The organism is Cellulomonas sp. P1_C4, assembly GCF_056406355.1.
In genome coordinates this window covers 1-15,979 of the sequence record NZ_JBFUAI010000026.1, presented here as the reverse complement: position 1 = coordinate 15,979, position 15,979 = coordinate 1, and the positions used below count along the sequence as shown (strand labels likewise).

Sequence of the window (15,979 nt, the reverse complement as noted above, 5' to 3'; positions counted from 1 at the left end):
CTTGCGACGTTTCGACGAACGGGGCCGTGTGCGGCCCACCCCCTGGTTACCAGCCGGTAACGATGTCGTCGGGCCGTGCCCGCTTCCCGGACTGCCTCGACGTTCGCGCTCTCGAGCATTCGCCGCACGATTGCGCGGCGCAACACCAAATCGCGGACGACCGCCGTGACGGACGCCTCACCGGCGTCCGGCTCAGTCCGCCGGAGCGAGGAGCGAGTACATGACCATGTCCCGCCGCTCGTCGCCCACCCGTTGCCAGGACCGCAGCAGACCCTCCGCCGTGAAGCCCGCGTTCTCGGCGGTCCGGCGCGATGCCCTGTTCCACGGCTCGACGTAGAGCTCGACCCGCGCGACGCTGCGCAGGCCGACGGCCCAGCGGCTCAGGGTGACCAGGGCGTCGGTGGCGAGGCCTCGCCCGCGGTGCGGCCGCGCGATCCAGTACCCCGTCGACACCCGTCCGTCCTGCAGGTAGTGCAGCCAGAGGCCGATCTGGCCGACGGCTTCGTCGGTCCCGAGGTCCGCGACAGCGAACGAGTAGCCGACGCCCTGGGCGAGCCGGTCCGCCTGGCGCGCCACGTAGGCCAGGCACGCGTCGTCGTCGCCGCGAGCCGGCACCGACGTGATGAGCGGGATCAGCGGGTCGAGCGCTGCCTCGCGCACGACGGGCACGTCGGCCGGGGTGAAGGCGCGCAGCCGGACGCCGTGGCCGACGAGGGTCGGCAGGATCAGCGGGTCGCTCATGCAGGTCAGGCCGGGGCCAGACGGAACACCCGGAGCTCGCGGCCGGCGCGCGCGGCGTAGTCGTCGTACCCCGGCCAGACCGCGAGCAGGGCGGGCAGCAGGCGGGCGCGCTCGTCGTCGTCGGCCAGCGACGCGAGGACCTCGGTGGTGACGCCGCCGACGGTGACCGATGCGCGAGGGTCGGCCAGGAGGTTCCCCGACCACGCGGGGTGGTGCGCCTGGCCCCAGTTCGAGCCGATGAGCACCCAGCCGTCGCCGTCGACCGCGTAGAGCAGCACGGCCTCGCGCGGCTCGCCGGACTTGCGGCCCGTGGTCGTGAGGATCAGCTGGGGGAGCCGCGCCCGGCCGAGGGTGCTCCAGCGGCCGTCCGTGGCCTTCTGCAGGCGTCGGTCGAGTCCGGTCGTGGCCCGGCCGAGGCGTGCGAACCATCGGGTGCGCCCCAGGCGGCGCGCGGTGGTGGTGAGATCCATCGGACGAGTGTCCCCGACGATCTGCCTGTGACCGGCGTCTCGCGGCGGGCGACCCTATAGCAGACGGTCGGGACCGCCATAGCAGATCAACGCGCCGGACGTGGCTTCTTTTGAGTCAAGACACCCCTGCGGCCTCGGGAACGGACACATTACGGTGATGTTTCCGCTGGTCGCCATCTCGCATGCTGGACGGTACTCGCCAGTATCAATCAGGTAACGATCCGGCGTCAGGCCCATACGTGCCCGATATGTCCGAGCAACCGTGGCCTACCTTGTCTGCAACTCACGGCGGACGTGCTTACACCGCACCGCCTCTGTCCCGCGGCCCTGCCGCAGGCCCGAGGCGCGCAGGTCAGCGTCCACCCCTTCCCAGGAGGAACATTGAAGATCAGGCGAATCAGCGCCGCGGCCGCGGCTCTCGCAGCCGGCGCCCTGGTGCTCACCGCGTGCTCCAACAACGCCCCGACGGAGACCCCGTCGTCGTCGGAGTCGGCCGCCGCGGCTACGGGTGGCAACGTCGTCGTCGCCGAGACGAACGAGTTCTTCTCGTTCAACTCCTCGACGGCGAACGGCAACACGGACATCAACTCGAAGATCGCGCTCGCGACGAACTCGAACTTCTACTACATCGACGGCGACCTGAAGGTCAAGCGCGACGAGTCGTTCGGCACGATCGAGAAGACGAGCGATGACCCGCTGACGGTCAAGTACACGATCAACGAGGGCCAGAAGTGGTCCGACGGTGAGCCGATCGACGCGAACGACCTGGTCCTCGCGTGGGCCGTGTACTCCGGCTTCTACGACGACGGTGGCGCCCCCGACGACGAGGGCAACCCGACGACGGGCACCAACTACTTCAGCTACGCCGGTTCGACCGACGGCCTGGCCCTCACCGAGTTCCCCGAGATCGGTGACGACAACCGCAGCATCACGCTGACGTACTCCAAGCCGTTCGCCGACTGGGAGACCTCGTTCGGTCTGGACCGCCCGGCCCACGTCGTCGCGAAGGGTGCCGGCCTCGCCGACGCCGATGCGCTGACCGCCGTCATGAAGGACAAGCCGCGCGGCAACCCCGACGCCCCGGCCGCGACCGACCCGCAGCTCAAGGCCGCCGCCGACTTCTACAACACGGGCTTCGACTCCCGGACGCTGCCCAGCGACCCGTCGCTGTACCTGTCCAGCGGCCCGTACATCGTCACGGACGTCGTCGAGGGCCAGTCGGTCACGATGAAGGCCAACGACAAGTACACCGGCGGCCTCAAGCCGAAGCTGGACGAGATCACCATGCGCACCATCGCGGACCCGTCCGCCATGGTCCAGGCGCTGCAGAACGGTGAGGTCGACATCATCTCGCCGCAGGCCAACGCCGACACGCTCGCCTCGCTCGAGGGTCTCGACGGCGTTCAGGTCCACAAGGGCAACCAGCTCGCGTACGACCACATCGACCTGAACTTCAACGGCGTCTTCGCCGACCAGAAGGTCCGTGAGGCGTTCCTCAAGACGATCCCGCGCCAGGCGATCCTCGACGCGATCATCACGCCGCTGGACCCCGAGTCCAAGGTCCTCGACTCGCAGCTGTTCGTCCCGGCCCAGGACGGCTACGCCGACTCGGTCAAGAACAACGGCTCCGACAAGTTCGCCGACGTGGACATCGAGGGTGCCAAGGCGCTCCTCGCCGGCCAGACGCCGACCGTCCGCATCCTCTACAACGTCAACAACCCGAACCGTGTTGACGCGTTCACGCTGATCCAGCAGTCGGCCTCGCAGGCCGGCTTCATCATCGACGACCAGGGCGACGCCAAGTGGGGCTCGCGCCTCGGCGACGGCTCGTACGACGCGTCGATCTTCGGCTGGATCAACTCGGGCGTCGGCGTCTCCGGCGTGCCGCAGATCTTCGGGACGGGCGCCGACTCGAACTTCAACGGCTTCTCCGACACGTCGGCCGACGAGCTCATGCAGGAGCTCATCGTCACCACCGACAAGGACAAGCAGACCGAGCTGCAGCAGCAGATCGACCAGAAGATCTTCGCCGCCGACTACGGCCTGCCGTTCTTCCAGAGCGTGGGCGTGGACGCGGTCGCCGACCGGGTTCAGGGCATCGACGCGTACAACCCCAACCAGAACGGTGTCTGGTGGAACGTCTGGAACTGGAGCGTCAACGACGGCTGATCCTGGCCGAACTAGCGCACCACCCGGCGACTGTGTGACAGTCGCCTGAACGACCGAAGGTGCCGGGTCGCCCGCTCGCGGGGACCCGGCACCTTCGGGTCCGCCCACAGCTCGACGCAGTAGGACGACGAGGTCCGTGCGGTACTGGGGCGGCGACTGAATTACGCTTGACCATTCCCGGCACGCGGTTCGGCGTGCCGCCCCGACACCGACACCTGAGAAACGATGACCACCTACATCCTTCGACGGTTGCTCGCGTCCCTGCTGATCCTGCTGGGCGCGTCGTTCATCGTCTATCTGCTCATCGCCTACTCGGGCGACCCGCTGGCTGAGATCCGGTCGAGCAACTCGCCGAGCAAGGGCGCCCAGATGCAGCAGCGCACGGAGCTGCTCCACCTCGACGTGCCGCCGGCGCTCCGCTACTTCATCTGGCTCAGCGGCGCGATCAAGTGCGTGATCCCGTTCGGCGGGCAGTGCGACCTCGGGGTCACGCTGCAGAACCAGCCGGTGACGGCGGCGTTGTCGACCGCGATCCCCTCGACGCTCCAGCTGGTCACCACAGCCGCGCTCCTCGCGATCCTCTTCGGCGTGACCATCGGTGTCATCACTGCGCTGCGGCAGTACAGCACCCTCGACTACTCGGTCACGTTCATCACCTTCCTCTTCTTCTCGCTGCCGGTCTTCTGGGTCGCGGTCCTGCTCAAGGAGTTCGGGGCCATCGGCTTCAACGACTTCCTGCGGGACCCGTACATCGCGAACGGCACCGTGGTCGTGATCTCGCTGATCGTCGGTCTGATCTGGACCGTGATCATCGCCGGGAACCTGCGGCGACGCCTGATCACCTTCGGCGCCGCCACGCTCGTCACCGCTGCGGTCCTCTACTACCTGTCGGTCACCCGCTGGTTCACCACGCCGTCCCTCGGCGTCGTGGTCATCACGGTCACAGGCATCGCGGCCTCGTACGGGTTCACCGTGCTGTTCGCCGGGCTGCAGAACCGCAAGGCGCTCTACTCCTGCTTCATCACGGTCGGCATCGGCCTGGTCGCGTACTTCGCGCTCCAGCCGTTGCTCGACAACGCGAACCTGTGGATGATCATCGGCCTCGGTCTGCTGGCCATCGGGGTGGGTCTGCTCGTCGGGTACCTCATGGGCGGCTACGACCGTGGCCAGTCGATGAAGGCGGCCTCGCTCACCAGCTTCGCGGTCGCGTTCCTCATCCTGCTCGACCGCTACATGCAGTCGTGGCCCGCGTACATGGCCAACCCGCGCATCCGCAACCGTCCGATCGCGACGATCGGGGCCGAGACGCCGAACCTCAACGGCGACTTCTGGATCACCGGGATCGACAAGTACACGCACTTGATCCTGCCGACGATCGCGCTGATCCTCATCTCGCTGGCGTCGTACACGCGCTACTCGCGTGCGTCGATGCTCGAGGTCATGGGCCAGGACTACGTCCGCACCGCACGCGCTAAGGGGCTCTCCGAGCGCGTCGTCGTCACGCGGCACGCGTTCCGCAACGCGATGATCCCGCTCGCCACCATCGTCGCCATCGACATCGGCGGCCTCATCGGCGGCGCTGTCATCACCGAGAACGTCTTCTCGATCAAGGGGATGGGTCAGATGTTCCTGACCGGCCTGCACAACGTCGACCCCAATCCGGTCATGGGCGTGTTCCTCGTGACCGGCATCACCGCGGTGGTGTTCAACCTGCTGGCCGACCTCACGTACTCGGCCCTCGACCCGCGAGTGAGGGTGAAGGCATGACCGCCATCCTGGAAAACACGGCGGACGTCCCGCCGAACCCGACGACCCCGGAGAACCCGGAGGACGTCCGCGGCCTGAGCCAGGGCCGCATCGTCACCAAGCGGTTCTTCGGGCACACCGGTGCCGTCGTCAGCATCGTGGTGCTCGCCTTCGTGCTCGTCCTGGCCATCTCGGCGATCGGGCTCGGACCGATCCCGGGATGGTGGATGTGGAGCTACGCGGACACCCCGCCGCTCCAGAACGGCGGACACCCGACGCTCCAGCTGCTGCCGTTCTCGCTCGGTGACCACCCGTTCGGCCAGGACCGCGTCGGTCGTGACCTGTTCGCGATGACCATGCGCGGGACCCAGATCTCGATGTTCATCATGCTGATGGTCGGCTTCATCGCCGCCCTCGTCGGCGTGCTCATCGGCTCGAGCGCGGGCTTCTTCCGCGGCAAGACCGAGGCCGTGCTCATGCGGTTCACCGACATGATCATCATCATCCCGGCGCTCATCGCGGCCGCCGTGGTGGCCAACTCGGCGAAGAGCGTCGTGGCCCTGGCGGCGTTCCTCGGCCTCGTGTCGTGGACCGGCATGGCGCGCCTGGTCCGTGGCGACTTCCTGACCCTGCGCGAGCGCGAGTTCGTCGACGCCGCCCGCCTGGCCGGGGCGTCGAACCAGCGGATCATCTTCAAGCACATCCTGCCGAACGCGGTCGGCGTCATCACGGTGAACACCACGCTGCTGATGTCGGCGGCGATCCTCACGGAGACCGCGCTGAGCTACGTCGGCCTCGGCGTGAAGTCGCCGGACGTCTCGCTGGGCTCGCTCATCAGCGCCAACCAGGCCGCGTTCGCCACCCGGCCGTGGCTGTTCTGGTGGCCCGGCGTCTTCATCGTCGTCATCTGCCTCACGATCAACTTCATCGGCGACGGTCTGCGCGACGCGTTCGACCCTCGCCAGAAGAAGCTCGCGTTGCGCCGGGTCAAGGAGACGCGCGACCGCACGACGATGTACAAGCCCGGGGCCGCCCCGGACCACATCTCCAGCGCCGGCTCGGACTCCATCGCGTCTGGTGGGCTGTACGAGTCGTTCGACCAGCCTCGCGACATGGGCGACGAGAACGACGACGGGCGGGGCCGGCGGTGACGTCAGGTCAGAGCCACGACCGCGACGCCGACAACCGCCAGACCGAGCAGCGCGATCGCCGCTCCGTTCCAGTGCTGGTCCACGGGCGTGTCGTCCGCGACGCCGATGGGCAGCAGCTCGTTCTCCACGAGTTCCTCCCAGCGGCGGCGGACGATCGAGGCGACGTGGCCGGACGGCGCGCTGGGCAGGTCGCCGATGGAGACCGCTCCGCGGGAGTCGCGGGCCATGCGGGACATCCCGGAGAGCTCCTCGTTGCCGGCGGTCACCACCTGGTGGCGGCCCGGACCGGGTGCCGCCCAGGCGCGGTAGCGGCCGGTCGGGGTCACCAGAGTCAGCGAGTACTGCGTCTCGACCTGGATGAGCGCGGCCCACGGCACCCGGACAGTGCGCAGCGGGTTCACCAGCGTCACGCCCTCGTGCGTGACGTCGACCCGCGGGTGCCAGAAGACCAGCCACGCCAACAGACCCAGGCCGAACGCCAGCGGCAGCGCCCGCAGCACGGCCGTCGCCCCGTCCTCGAAGCCCCGCGCTGCCGTCAGTCCCGCGATCACCGTCCAGGCGGCGATCGTCGACACATATCTGCTGCGCGGCCTGTACGACAGGTCGCCACCTTCGGCACGCATGCCCGCATGATCTCAGGAGTCACACGATGACCGATACGACCTCCCAGGACGCACCCGTCCTCCAGGTCACCGACCTGTCCGTCGACTTCGCCGTGGACCGCAAGTGGATCCCGGCTGCCATCGACGTCAGCTACGAGGTCCACGCCGGCGAGGTCCTCGCCATCGTGGGCGAGTCGGGCTCGGGCAAGTCCGTGAGCTCCATGGCACTCCTCGGCCTGCTGCCCAAGAACGCGCGCATCACGGGCAGCATCAAGCTGATGGGCCAGGAGATGAGCGACATGTCGTCGGCGAAGGTCCGGGAGATCCGCGGCAACGACATCGCGATGATCTTCCAGGAGCCGATGACGGCGCTGAACCCGGTCTACACGATCGGCGCGCAGATCATCGAGGCCCTGCGGCTGCACAACATGATGTCGCCGTCGGACGCCCGCGACCGGGCGCTCGAGCTGCTCACGATGGTCGAGCTGCCCGACCCGCTCAAGGCCTTCAACTCCTACCCCCACCAGCTCTCGGGCGGCCAGCGGCAGCGCGCGATGATCGCGCAGTCGCTGTCCAACGACCCGGTCCTGCTCATCGCCGACGAGCCCACCACGGCGCTCGACGTCACGGTGCAGGCCGAGATCCTCGACCTCATGCGCAACCTGCGCGACCACCTGCACTCGGCGGTCATCCTCATCACCCACGACATGGGCGTGGTCGCGGACCTCTCGGACCGCATCGCTGTCATGCGTCGCGGGCTCATCGTCGAGACGGGCACCGCGCGGGAGATCTTCAGCAACCCGCAGCACCCGTACACGCAAGAGCTGCTGGCTGCCGTCCCGCACCTCGGCGCGGCGGACTCGTCGGGCGAGGAGATCGACCTCACGGCTGCCCTCGCCGCGGCCACCGGCAACGAGGACGTCCTCACTGTCGACGCCGCCGAGCTGGCGCGGCGCGAGGCGGCCAACAAGAAGGCGCTCGAGGTGTCGGAGCGCGCACGACGAGCGGCCGAGGTCGAGGGCACCGCCCCGATCCTGGAGCTGGTCGACGTCGCGATCGAGTACCCGAAGCAGGGGCGCATCCCCGCCTTCCGCGCGGTCGAGGGCGCCAACCTGCTCATCCGTCCCGGCGAGGTCGTCGGCCTGGTGGGCGAGTCGGGCTCGGGCAAGACGACCATCGGGCGCGCGGCCGTCGGCCTGCTGCCGGTGGTCGAGGGCACCCTGACCGTGGCCGGCGTCGAGCTGACCGTCCGGGACGCCAAGAAGCTGCGCTCGCTGCGCCGCAAGGTCGGCATGGTGTTCCAGGACCCGTCGTCGTCGCTGAACCCGCGGCTCCCCGTCGGCGAGAGCATCGGCGAGCCGATGTACCTCGCGGGCGTGGCCAAGGGTGAGGCGCTGCAGAAGCGGATCGAGGAGCTGCTCGACCAGGTGCAGCTGCCCCGCAGCTACCGCAACCGGTACCCGCACGAGCTGTCGGGCGGGCAGAAGCAGCGCGTCGGCATCGCCCGCGCGATCTCCCTGTCGCCCGAGCTGCTCGTCGCCGACGAGCCGACGTCCGCGCTCGACGTCTCGGTCCAGGCCACCGTGCTGGAGCTGCTGCAGGACCTGCAGGCGCGCCTGAAGTTCGCGTGCCTGTTCGTCACGCACGACCTTGCGGTCGTCGACGTGCTGGCCGACCGCATCGCGGTCATGCGGCGCGGGGTCATCGTCGAGCAGGGCACGCGCGACGCGATCCTGCGCAACCCGCAGCAGGCGTACACGCAGCGGCTCATCGCGGCAGTGCCCCTGCCCGACCCGGACAAGCAGCGCGAGCGTCGCGAGCTGCGGGCGCTCCTGCTCGAGAAGTCCTAGCCGTCCCGCGGACCCCGCGTGGCGTCCCGTCCTGTGGACGAGATGTCCGGAAGGGTTCAGGTGCGGGTGTGATCGACCGATATCGCTCGCATGGGGCGGATAGTCCGATCAGGTGCGAGCGGGGGTCGTGGTGCATCGTAGGTGGCTGGTCGTGGCGGGAGCTGTCGGGGCGCTCTCGCTCCTCGCGGCGTGCACCACGGAGACGCCCGAGCCGAGCCGGACCAACACGGTCGTCGTGGCCGTGGGGTCGCCGTTCACGTCGCTGAACGGCGGGACCACCGAGGGTCGGGCGCCGGGGAGCACGCTGGTGCGCTCGCTCGCGCAGTCCGGGTTCGTCTCGCTCGACGAGGACGGCACCGCCGTGCCCGACGAGGGCTTCGGCACCGTCGCGAAGGTGAGCGACGCGCCGCTGACCGTGACGTACACGATCGACCGGTCGGCCGCGTGGTCGGACGGCGTGCCGGTCACCACGGACGACCTGCTCCTCGAGTGGGCGGCGCGCAGCGGCCAGCTGGACGACGTCACCCCGGAGCTCGACCCGCAGGGCGGCATCACCAACAACGACGCGCTCGACGCAGGTGTGGCGTTCGCGGCGGCGTCGCCGGCCCTGGTGCACGCGGAGCAGCTGCCGACGACGGACGGCCCCACGTTCACGCTGACGTACGCCACGCCCGTCGCGGACTGGCCGACGGCGCTCGACGTCGGGGTGCCGGCGCACGTGCTGGGGCAGACCGCGCTCGGCGTCGAGGATCCCGCGGCCGCGGCCGCGGCGGTGACGAAGGCCATCGTCGAGCAGGACAAGGCCGCGCTGAGCTCGATCTCCGCCGCGTGGCGGACCGGGTTCGACGCCGACACGCTCGCGCAGCACGTCGACCAGGCCGTGTCGACGGGTCCGTACGTGGTCGACCTGATCGTGCCCGGCGAACGCGTCGAGCTGGCCAAGAACGACAAGTACAAGGGCTCCGGCCGAGCGGCGTACGACCGGGTCGTCGTCCGCAGCGACCTGGACCCGCTGGCGGAGGTCGCGGCGCTCGACGCGGGCACGGTGGACGTGGTCACGCCGACGGACACGAAGGACGTGCTCGACGCGCTGGCGAAGGTCGACGGGGCGGACGTGACCACGGGCGGGGACAGCACGCTGCAGCTGCAGCTGCAGGCGGCGGGCGGCGGGGCGTTCGACCCGGCGTCGTACGGCGGCGACGCGGCGGTCGCCTCGGCGGTGCGTCGCGCGTTCCTGCTGACGGTCCCGCGGGACGCGATCGTCTCCGACGTGATCCGGCCGCTGTGGCCMGAGGCGACMGTGGCCGGTGCGCTGCTGCCGACCGTCGGCCCGGACGCGGGCGGCGACGTGGCGCCCAGCGGTCCGGCCGACATCGCGGGGGCGCGCCGCCTGCTCGCGGACGCCGGCGTCACCGAGCCCGTGGTCGTGCGCGTGCTGGTCAACGCGACGGACCCGCTGCGGTCGGCGATGCTCACGCTGCTCACGGCGACGGCCGCCGACGTCGGGTTCCAGGTGGAGCCGTACGACGTGGTGGACGGCCTCGGGCCCGACCTGGTGGGGGCGCCGGACTCCTGGGACGCGGCGCTCGTGCCGGTGTCGCAGTCGGACCTGCCCGTCGACTCCGTGGTGTCCCGGTGGGGTACGGGTGGCGCGACGAACGTGACGCGCTGGACGGATGCGGCCACCGACGCGGTGCTCGCACCCCTCGCCGCGAGCGTCGACCCGACGTCGGTCGACGCCCAGCTGGCACCGGTCGCGCAGAGCCTCGAGGACGGCGGCGCCGTGCTCTCGCTCGTGCGGCAGCCCGTGGTCGTGGCGACGCGGGCGTCCGCGGCAGAGACGTCGGGCAGCACCGCGGCGCCGCTCGAGGTGGATCCGCTCCAGCTCGGGCGCGCGGACCTGACGTCGTGGTGGTCCTGGGCGCGCGCTGGGCGCTGAGGGATTGTTCGCGCTGGGCGCTGACGTGCGTCTGGTCACCATCTGACCCGTCGGGACAGGTGTGCGGGTAGAATCGATCGGCGCGGCCGACGACCCGGCGCGCTCCCCACCTTCTGAGATGAGTTCCCCATGTCTGAGCCCACGACTGCGCCGACGACCTCCGCCGGCACGAGCGTGCGCAACGACCTGCGCAACGTCGCCATCGTCGCCCACGTCGACCACGGCAAGACGACGCTGGTCGACGCCATGCTGTGGCAGTCCGGCTCGTTCGGCTCCCACGCCCACGTGGACGAGCGCGCGATGGACTCCGGCGACCTGGAGCGCGAGAAGGGCATCACGATCCTCGCCAAGAACACGGCGATCCGGTACACGGGTCCCGCGGCGGCGGAGATCGGCGAGCCCGGCGGCATCACCATCAACGTCATCGACACCCCGGGCCACGCCGACTTCGGCGGCGAGGTCGAGCGCGGTCTGTCGATGGTCGACGGCGTCGTCCTGCTGGTCGACGCGAGCGAGGGCCCGCTCCCGCAGACGCGCTTCGTCCTGCGCAAGGCGCTCGTCGCCAAGCTGCCCGTGATCCTCGTGGTCAACAAGACCGACCGCCCCGACGCGCGGATCACCGACGTCGTGCACGAGGCGACCGACCTGCTGCTGGGCCTCGCGTCCGACCTCCACGAGGACGTGCCGGACCTGGACCTCGACGCGATCCTCGACGTCCCCGTCGTGTTCGCCGCCGCCAAGGCCGGCCGCGCGTCGCTGACCCAGCCCGCCGACGGTGGCCTGCCGGACTCGGAGAACCTCGAGCCGCTGTTCAAGACCATCCTCGAGCGGATCCCCGCACCCACCTACACCGAGGGCGCGCCGCTGCAGGCGCACGTCACCAACCTCGACGCGTCCCCGTTCCTCGGCCGCCTCGCCCTGCTCCGCGTCTTCAACGGCACGATCCGCAAGGGTCAGACCGTCGCGTGGGCCAAGGCGGACGGCACCCTGGCGAACGTGAAGATCACCGAGCTGTTGGAGACCAAGGCGCTCGAGCGCGTCAGCACGGACTCCGCAGGCCCCGGTGACATCGTCGCCGTCGCCGGCATCGAGAACATCACCATCGGCGAGACCCTCACGGACCCCGACGACCCGCGTCCGCTGCCGCTCATCACGGTCGACGACCCGGCCATCTCGATGACCATCGGCATCAACACGTCCCCGCTGGCCGGCCGCGGCGGCAAGGGCCACAAGGTCACCGCTCGCCAGGTCAAGGACCGCCTCGACAAGGAGCTCGTCGGCAACGTCTCGCTCCGCGTCCTGCCCACCGAGCGCCCCGACGCCTGGGAGGTTCAGGGCCGCGGCGAGCTCGCGCTGGCCATCCTGGTGGAGCAGATGCGTCGGGAGGGCTTCGAGCTGACGGTCGGCAAGCCGCAGGTCGTCACGAAGAAGGTCGACGGTAAGACGTACGAGCCCGTCGAGCGGATGACCATCGACGTCCCCGAGGAGTACCTCGGCGCCGTGACGCAGCTGCTCGCGCAGCGCAAGGGCCGCATGGAGACCATGTCGAACCACGGCACCGGCTGGGTCCGCATGGAGTTCCTGGTGCCCGCCCGTGGCCTCATCGGCTTCCGCACGCGGTTCCTCACGGACACCCGCGGCACCGGCATCGCGTCCTCGATCTCCGAGGGCTACGAGCCGTGGGCCGGCCCGATCGAGACCCGCATCAACGGCTCGCTCGTCGCCGACCGCTCGGGTCCCGTCACGCCGTTCGCCATGATCAACCTGCAGGAGCGCGGCTCGTTCTTCGTCCAGCCCACGCAGGAGGTGTACGAGGGGCAGATCGTCGGCGAGAACTCGCGCAACGAGGACATGGACGTGAACATCACCAAGGAGAAGAAGCTCACCAACATGCGCTCGGCCACCGCCGACAACTTCGAGAACCTCATCCCGCCGCGCAATCTCACGCTGGAGGAGTCCCTCGAGTTCGCCCGCGAGGACGAGTGCGTCGAGGTGACGCCCGAGATCGTGCGCATCCGCAAGGTCGTGCTCGACCAGACGGAGCGCGCGCGCATCACGGCCCGCTCCAAGCGCGCCTGATCTTTGCGTGACTCGTTCTTCCGGCGGCCTCGTCGCGGTGCACGCGCACCCCGACGACGAGTCGCTCGCGACCGGCGCGCTGCTCGCCACCTGGGCAGCCGCCGGTCGTCCCGTCACCGTGGTGACCTGCACGCGCGGTGAGCGCGGCGAGGTCATCGGCGAGCGCCTGGCCCACCTCGAGGGGGACGGGCCGGCGCTCGCCGAGCACCGCGACCACGAGCTGGGCAAGGCGCTGGCGGCGCTGGGCGTGCCGGACCGCGGGTACCTCGACACCATCCCCGGGTCCGTCGACCAGCGGTTCGAGGACTCCGGCATGGAGTGGGTGGGCACCGGCCGTGCCGGGCTTCCCGACGAGATCCCCGCGGGGGCGTTCGTCGGCGTCGGGCTCGAGGAGGCCGCCGAGCGCCTCGCTCGCGTCATCCGGGCGCGCCGCCCCGACGTCGTCGTGACGTACGAGCCCGGCGGCGGCTACGGGCACCCCGACCACGTCCGCACGCACGAGGTCACGCAGTGGGCGGTCGAGTTCGCCGGCTCGCGTCCCGACGACGCGTCGCCCGCCTTCGCGGTCCCGGTCGTGCTCTGGGCCGTGCAGGGGCGCCTCGCGCTGCAGCGTGGCCTGCGCGCGCTCCGTGGCGACGCCGTGCTCGCGGCGCTCGGTTCGCTGTACGACGAGCTCGAGGTGCCCGACGCTGCCGCCGAGCTGCCGTCCGTGGCCGTCCCGGACGACGAGGTCGACCTCGAGGTCGACGTGCTGCCGGTCCGGGACCGCGTCCTGACCGCGCTGCGCGCCCACGTGACCCAGGTCCAGGCGATCCGGGCGATCGACGACGACGCGGGGCTGGTCGCCTGCTACGCGCTCAGCAACCGGATCCTCGCGCCGCTGCTTCCGGTCGAGGGCTACCGGCGGGGCACGGGCGGGTCCGGCGAGGACGTGGTCTGGCCCGTCGGCGTCCGCCCGGTAGCCTGACGCGCGTGCAACGCCTCACCGCCGGTGCGATCGGCACGGCCGTCGCGACCCTCGTCCTCGGGGTGGTCGTGGGCGCCCTGGGCACCGTGATGCACCGCAGCATCGAGCCCTGGGGCGTCGTCATCTGCCTCGTGCTCGCCTTCGCCGCCGCGATCACGGCGCGCGCCTGGGGCGGCCTCCTGGCGCTCGCCGGCTACGCGATCGGGCTGGTCGTGTCCGTGCAGGTCCTCACGCAGGAGGGGCCCGGCGGCGACGTGCTGGTGCCCGACGGGCAGGCGATCGGCTGGTGGTGGGTGCTCGGCTCCGTCGTCGTCACCATCCTCGCCGGCCTCCTGCCCGGCGCCCTGTTCGACGACCGCCCGCGTGCCCGCAAGCCGCGGCCGGAGGCGCCGGTGCTCGAGGGTGACGGGACGGGCGCGACCCCGTGACCGACGCGTCCGAGGTGTCCCCGGACGACTTCCGCTCCGCCGTCGGACGGCTCCCCGCGGGCGTCGCCGTCATCACGCTGCGCTGGCGCGGCACCCTGCACGCCATGACGGCCAGTGCGATCACGTCGGTCTCGCTCGAGCCGCCGATGCTGCTGTTCTGCGTGCATACCGACGCCCGGTTCCGCGACGCGTTGGACGACGTCGACACCTGGTCGGTGAGCGTGCTGGCCGACGACCAGGGCCACACCGCCGACTGGTTGGCCTCTCCGGGGCGCCCGGCGATCGACCAGCTCGCGCGCGTCCCGCACCGTACCGCACCCGTGTCCGACGCCGTCTGGGTCGACGGTGCCGCGGCGTGGTTCGACTGCCGGACGGCCTCCGTGCACCGCGCGGGGGACCACGACGTCGTCGTCGGTTCCGTCCTCGCGGCAGAGCAGGGCGCCGCCGGCGCCGGCGGCCTGGTGCACCTGCGCGGACGGCTGCGCCCGGTCCGCTGACCGACGTCGCCCGGTCCGGGCCCTCGTGGGCCGGAGGTCTCTCGACGCCCGGCCGGCGCGATTCCTCGCACCCGCCCGCGGGGCGGGGCCGGGCGGGTGAGAACCTCGTCCGCGCGCCGCGTCTCCGGCCGGACCGGTTAGCCCGGGCACGTAGACTCGCGCGGACGCGTGTGCGCGCGTGGAGCAGCGGGGGAGCAGGATGAGCAACGGCACCGACGGCGACGAGCCCGGACAGCGCAGCGGCGACGGGCGGCAGAGCCCGCCTGAGCCGGGCAGCGGTCCGTCGTCGGACCCGGTCTGGCCCGTCTGGGGCGGTGCCGGGACACCCGCAGGGCCGGACCTCTCGGAGCCCGAGAGCGCCAGTGACGAGTCGGCCACGTCGACGGTCGACGACGACCCGGCGACCGATGCTGTGGAGTCCGGGACGGCGGCCGAGCCCGGTGCTGTGGCACCGGCCGAGCCGGTGGCCGACAGCGAGACCGACGCGGATCCCGAGGCGGGATCCGACGCCGCGTCGCCGGCGGACGCTGAGCCGACGGCCGATGACGAGACCGAGGTGGATCCCGAGCCGGAGGCCGTCTCCGAGGTCGAGGCTGACGCCGCTCCCGACGACGAGGCAAAACCGGAGGCAGACCTCGATCCGGCGGTGGACGCCCCGGTCGGCGAGTCCGACGGCGTCGTCTCGCCCCCGGCCGATGCCGCTGACGACGCCGCCGAGTCCGGCGTCGATGCCACGCGCCAGGACGACGAGCCCGCCGACGAGACCGACGCGGCAGACGACCCGGTCCAGTCGGGCGAGGAGACCACCGAGCCCGCAGCCGCCGACGAGGTCGCCGCGACGGCCGTCGACGCTGACGGAGACGACGACTCGGGGCCCACGAGCCCGGTCGACGCGGCACCCGAGTCCGAGGTCGTCGCCGGCGCGACGCCGGAGGCCGAGGAGTCGGCCGACGACGCGTCCGCCTCGAAGGCGGCGGCTGCGGCTGTCGTCGCAGCCTCCGCCGCGACCTCRAGCGTGCCCGCGGCGAAGGTCGGCACAGAGAAGTCGGCCGACGCGACGAGCTCCGTCGCTGCCGAGCCCGCTTCTGAGTCGACGTCACCCGAGTCGACGAACGGCCGTGACGCCGCCACGGCGGTGATCGCACCGGTCGCCGCAGCCACAGCGGCGTCCACGGCCGCGGCGTCCACCGCCGCGGCGTCTGCCGCCGCAAAGCCCGGTGCCCMCGCGCCGGTCGGGACGCTCGCCGCCCCGGTCACCCGCACGATCCCGTCGTMGGCCACCGCCGCGACCGCGACGGTGCCGACCACGACCGCCGCGGCAACGCCAGACGCGTCAGCGC

The 15,979-nt window shown here is 71.1% G+C and carries 12 protein-coding genes and 1 pseudogene; 10 read left to right on the top strand and 3 right to left on the bottom strand.

The window, feature by feature from the left end; all coding sequences use genetic code 11:
* Window positions 1-192: 192 nt before the first annotated feature.
* Together AC1DYZ_RS18325 and AC1DYZ_RS18320 are read right to left on the bottom strand one after the other, a co-directional pair.
* On the bottom strand, window positions 193-741 hold the full coding sequence (locus AC1DYZ_RS18325) for a GNAT family N-acetyltransferase (protein ID WP_477066551.1): 549 nt from the start codon (window positions 739-741) through the stop codon (window positions 193-195).
* 5 nt (window positions 742-746) lie between these two features.
* Window positions 747-1,211, bottom strand: a complete 465-nt coding sequence (locus tag AC1DYZ_RS18320; RefSeq protein WP_477066550.1) for a nitroreductase family deazaflavin-dependent oxidoreductase — start codon at window positions 1,209-1,211, stop codon at window positions 747-749.
* 381 nt (window positions 1,212-1,592) lie between these two features.
* Between AC1DYZ_RS18320 and AC1DYZ_RS18315 the strand changes: the two genes are divergently transcribed.
* From AC1DYZ_RS18315 to AC1DYZ_RS18305, 3 genes are all read left to right on the top strand, one after another.
* Complete coding sequence (locus AC1DYZ_RS18315; protein ID WP_477066549.1) at window positions 1,593-3,380, top strand: ABC transporter family substrate-binding protein; 1,788 nt, start codon at window positions 1,593-1,595, stop codon at window positions 3,378-3,380.
* 225 nt (window positions 3,381-3,605) lie between these two features.
* A complete protein-coding gene (locus tag AC1DYZ_RS18310) occupies window positions 3,606-5,147 on the top strand; it encodes an ABC transporter permease (protein ID WP_477066548.1) in 1,542 nt (513 codons plus the stop codon).
* On the top strand, window positions 5,144-6,277 hold the full coding sequence (locus AC1DYZ_RS18305) for an ABC transporter permease (RefSeq protein ID WP_477066547.1): 1,134 nt from the start codon (window positions 5,144-5,146) through the stop codon (window positions 6,275-6,277). Before AC1DYZ_RS18310 ends, AC1DYZ_RS18305 begins: the two co-directional genes overlap by 4 nt.
* Before the next feature lie 2 nt (window positions 6,278-6,279).
* On the opposite strand, the gene AC1DYZ_RS18300 is transcribed toward AC1DYZ_RS18305, so the two are convergent.
* Window positions 6,280-6,900 carry a PH domain-containing protein gene (locus tag AC1DYZ_RS18300; RefSeq protein ID WP_477066546.1) on the bottom strand — a complete coding sequence of 207 codons (621 nt, stop codon included), beginning with the start codon at window positions 6,898-6,900 and terminating at the stop codon, window positions 6,280-6,282.
* Window positions 6,901-6,926: 26 nt separating this feature from the next.
* On the opposite strand from AC1DYZ_RS18300, the gene AC1DYZ_RS18295 reads away from it, so the two are divergent.
* From AC1DYZ_RS18295 to AC1DYZ_RS18265, 7 genes and pseudogenes are all read left to right on the top strand, one after another.
* The gene (locus AC1DYZ_RS18295; protein WP_477066545.1) at window positions 6,927-8,729 is read left to right on the top strand and encodes an ABC transporter ATP-binding protein; all 1,803 of its coding nucleotides are present in this window, start codon (window positions 6,927-6,929) and stop codon (window positions 8,727-8,729) included.
* A gap of 151 nt (window positions 8,730-8,880) precedes the next feature.
* Window positions 8,881-10,668: an ABC transporter substrate-binding protein gene (locus tag AC1DYZ_RS18290; RefSeq protein ID WP_477066544.1), complete on the top strand. Its 1,788-nt coding sequence runs from the start codon at window positions 8,881-8,883 to the stop codon at window positions 10,666-10,668.
* A gap of 129 nt (window positions 10,669-10,797) precedes the next feature.
* Window positions 10,798-12,747: a translational GTPase TypA gene (gene typA, locus AC1DYZ_RS18285; RefSeq protein WP_477066543.1), complete on the top strand. Its 1,950-nt coding sequence runs from the start codon at window positions 10,798-10,800 to the stop codon at window positions 12,745-12,747.
* Between the two features lie 7 nt (window positions 12,748-12,754).
* Window positions 12,755-13,714 (top strand): PIG-L family deacetylase, encoded by a 960-nt coding sequence (locus AC1DYZ_RS18280; protein WP_477066542.1) that lies wholly within the window; start codon window positions 12,755-12,757, stop codon window positions 13,712-13,714.
* Window positions 13,715-13,719: 5 nt separating this feature from the next.
* Window positions 13,720-14,142: a hypothetical protein gene (locus AC1DYZ_RS18275; RefSeq protein ID WP_477066541.1), complete on the top strand. Its 423-nt coding sequence runs from the start codon at window positions 13,720-13,722 to the stop codon at window positions 14,140-14,142.
* Window positions 14,139-14,639: a flavin reductase family protein gene (locus AC1DYZ_RS18270; RefSeq protein WP_477066540.1), complete on the top strand. Its 501-nt coding sequence runs from the start codon at window positions 14,139-14,141 to the stop codon at window positions 14,637-14,639. Before AC1DYZ_RS18275 ends, AC1DYZ_RS18270 begins: the two co-directional genes overlap by 4 nt.
* 199 nt (window positions 14,640-14,838) lie before the next feature.
* Window positions 14,839-15,979 (top strand): annotated as a pseudogene (locus AC1DYZ_RS18265) (hypothetical protein); the annotation flags it as partial.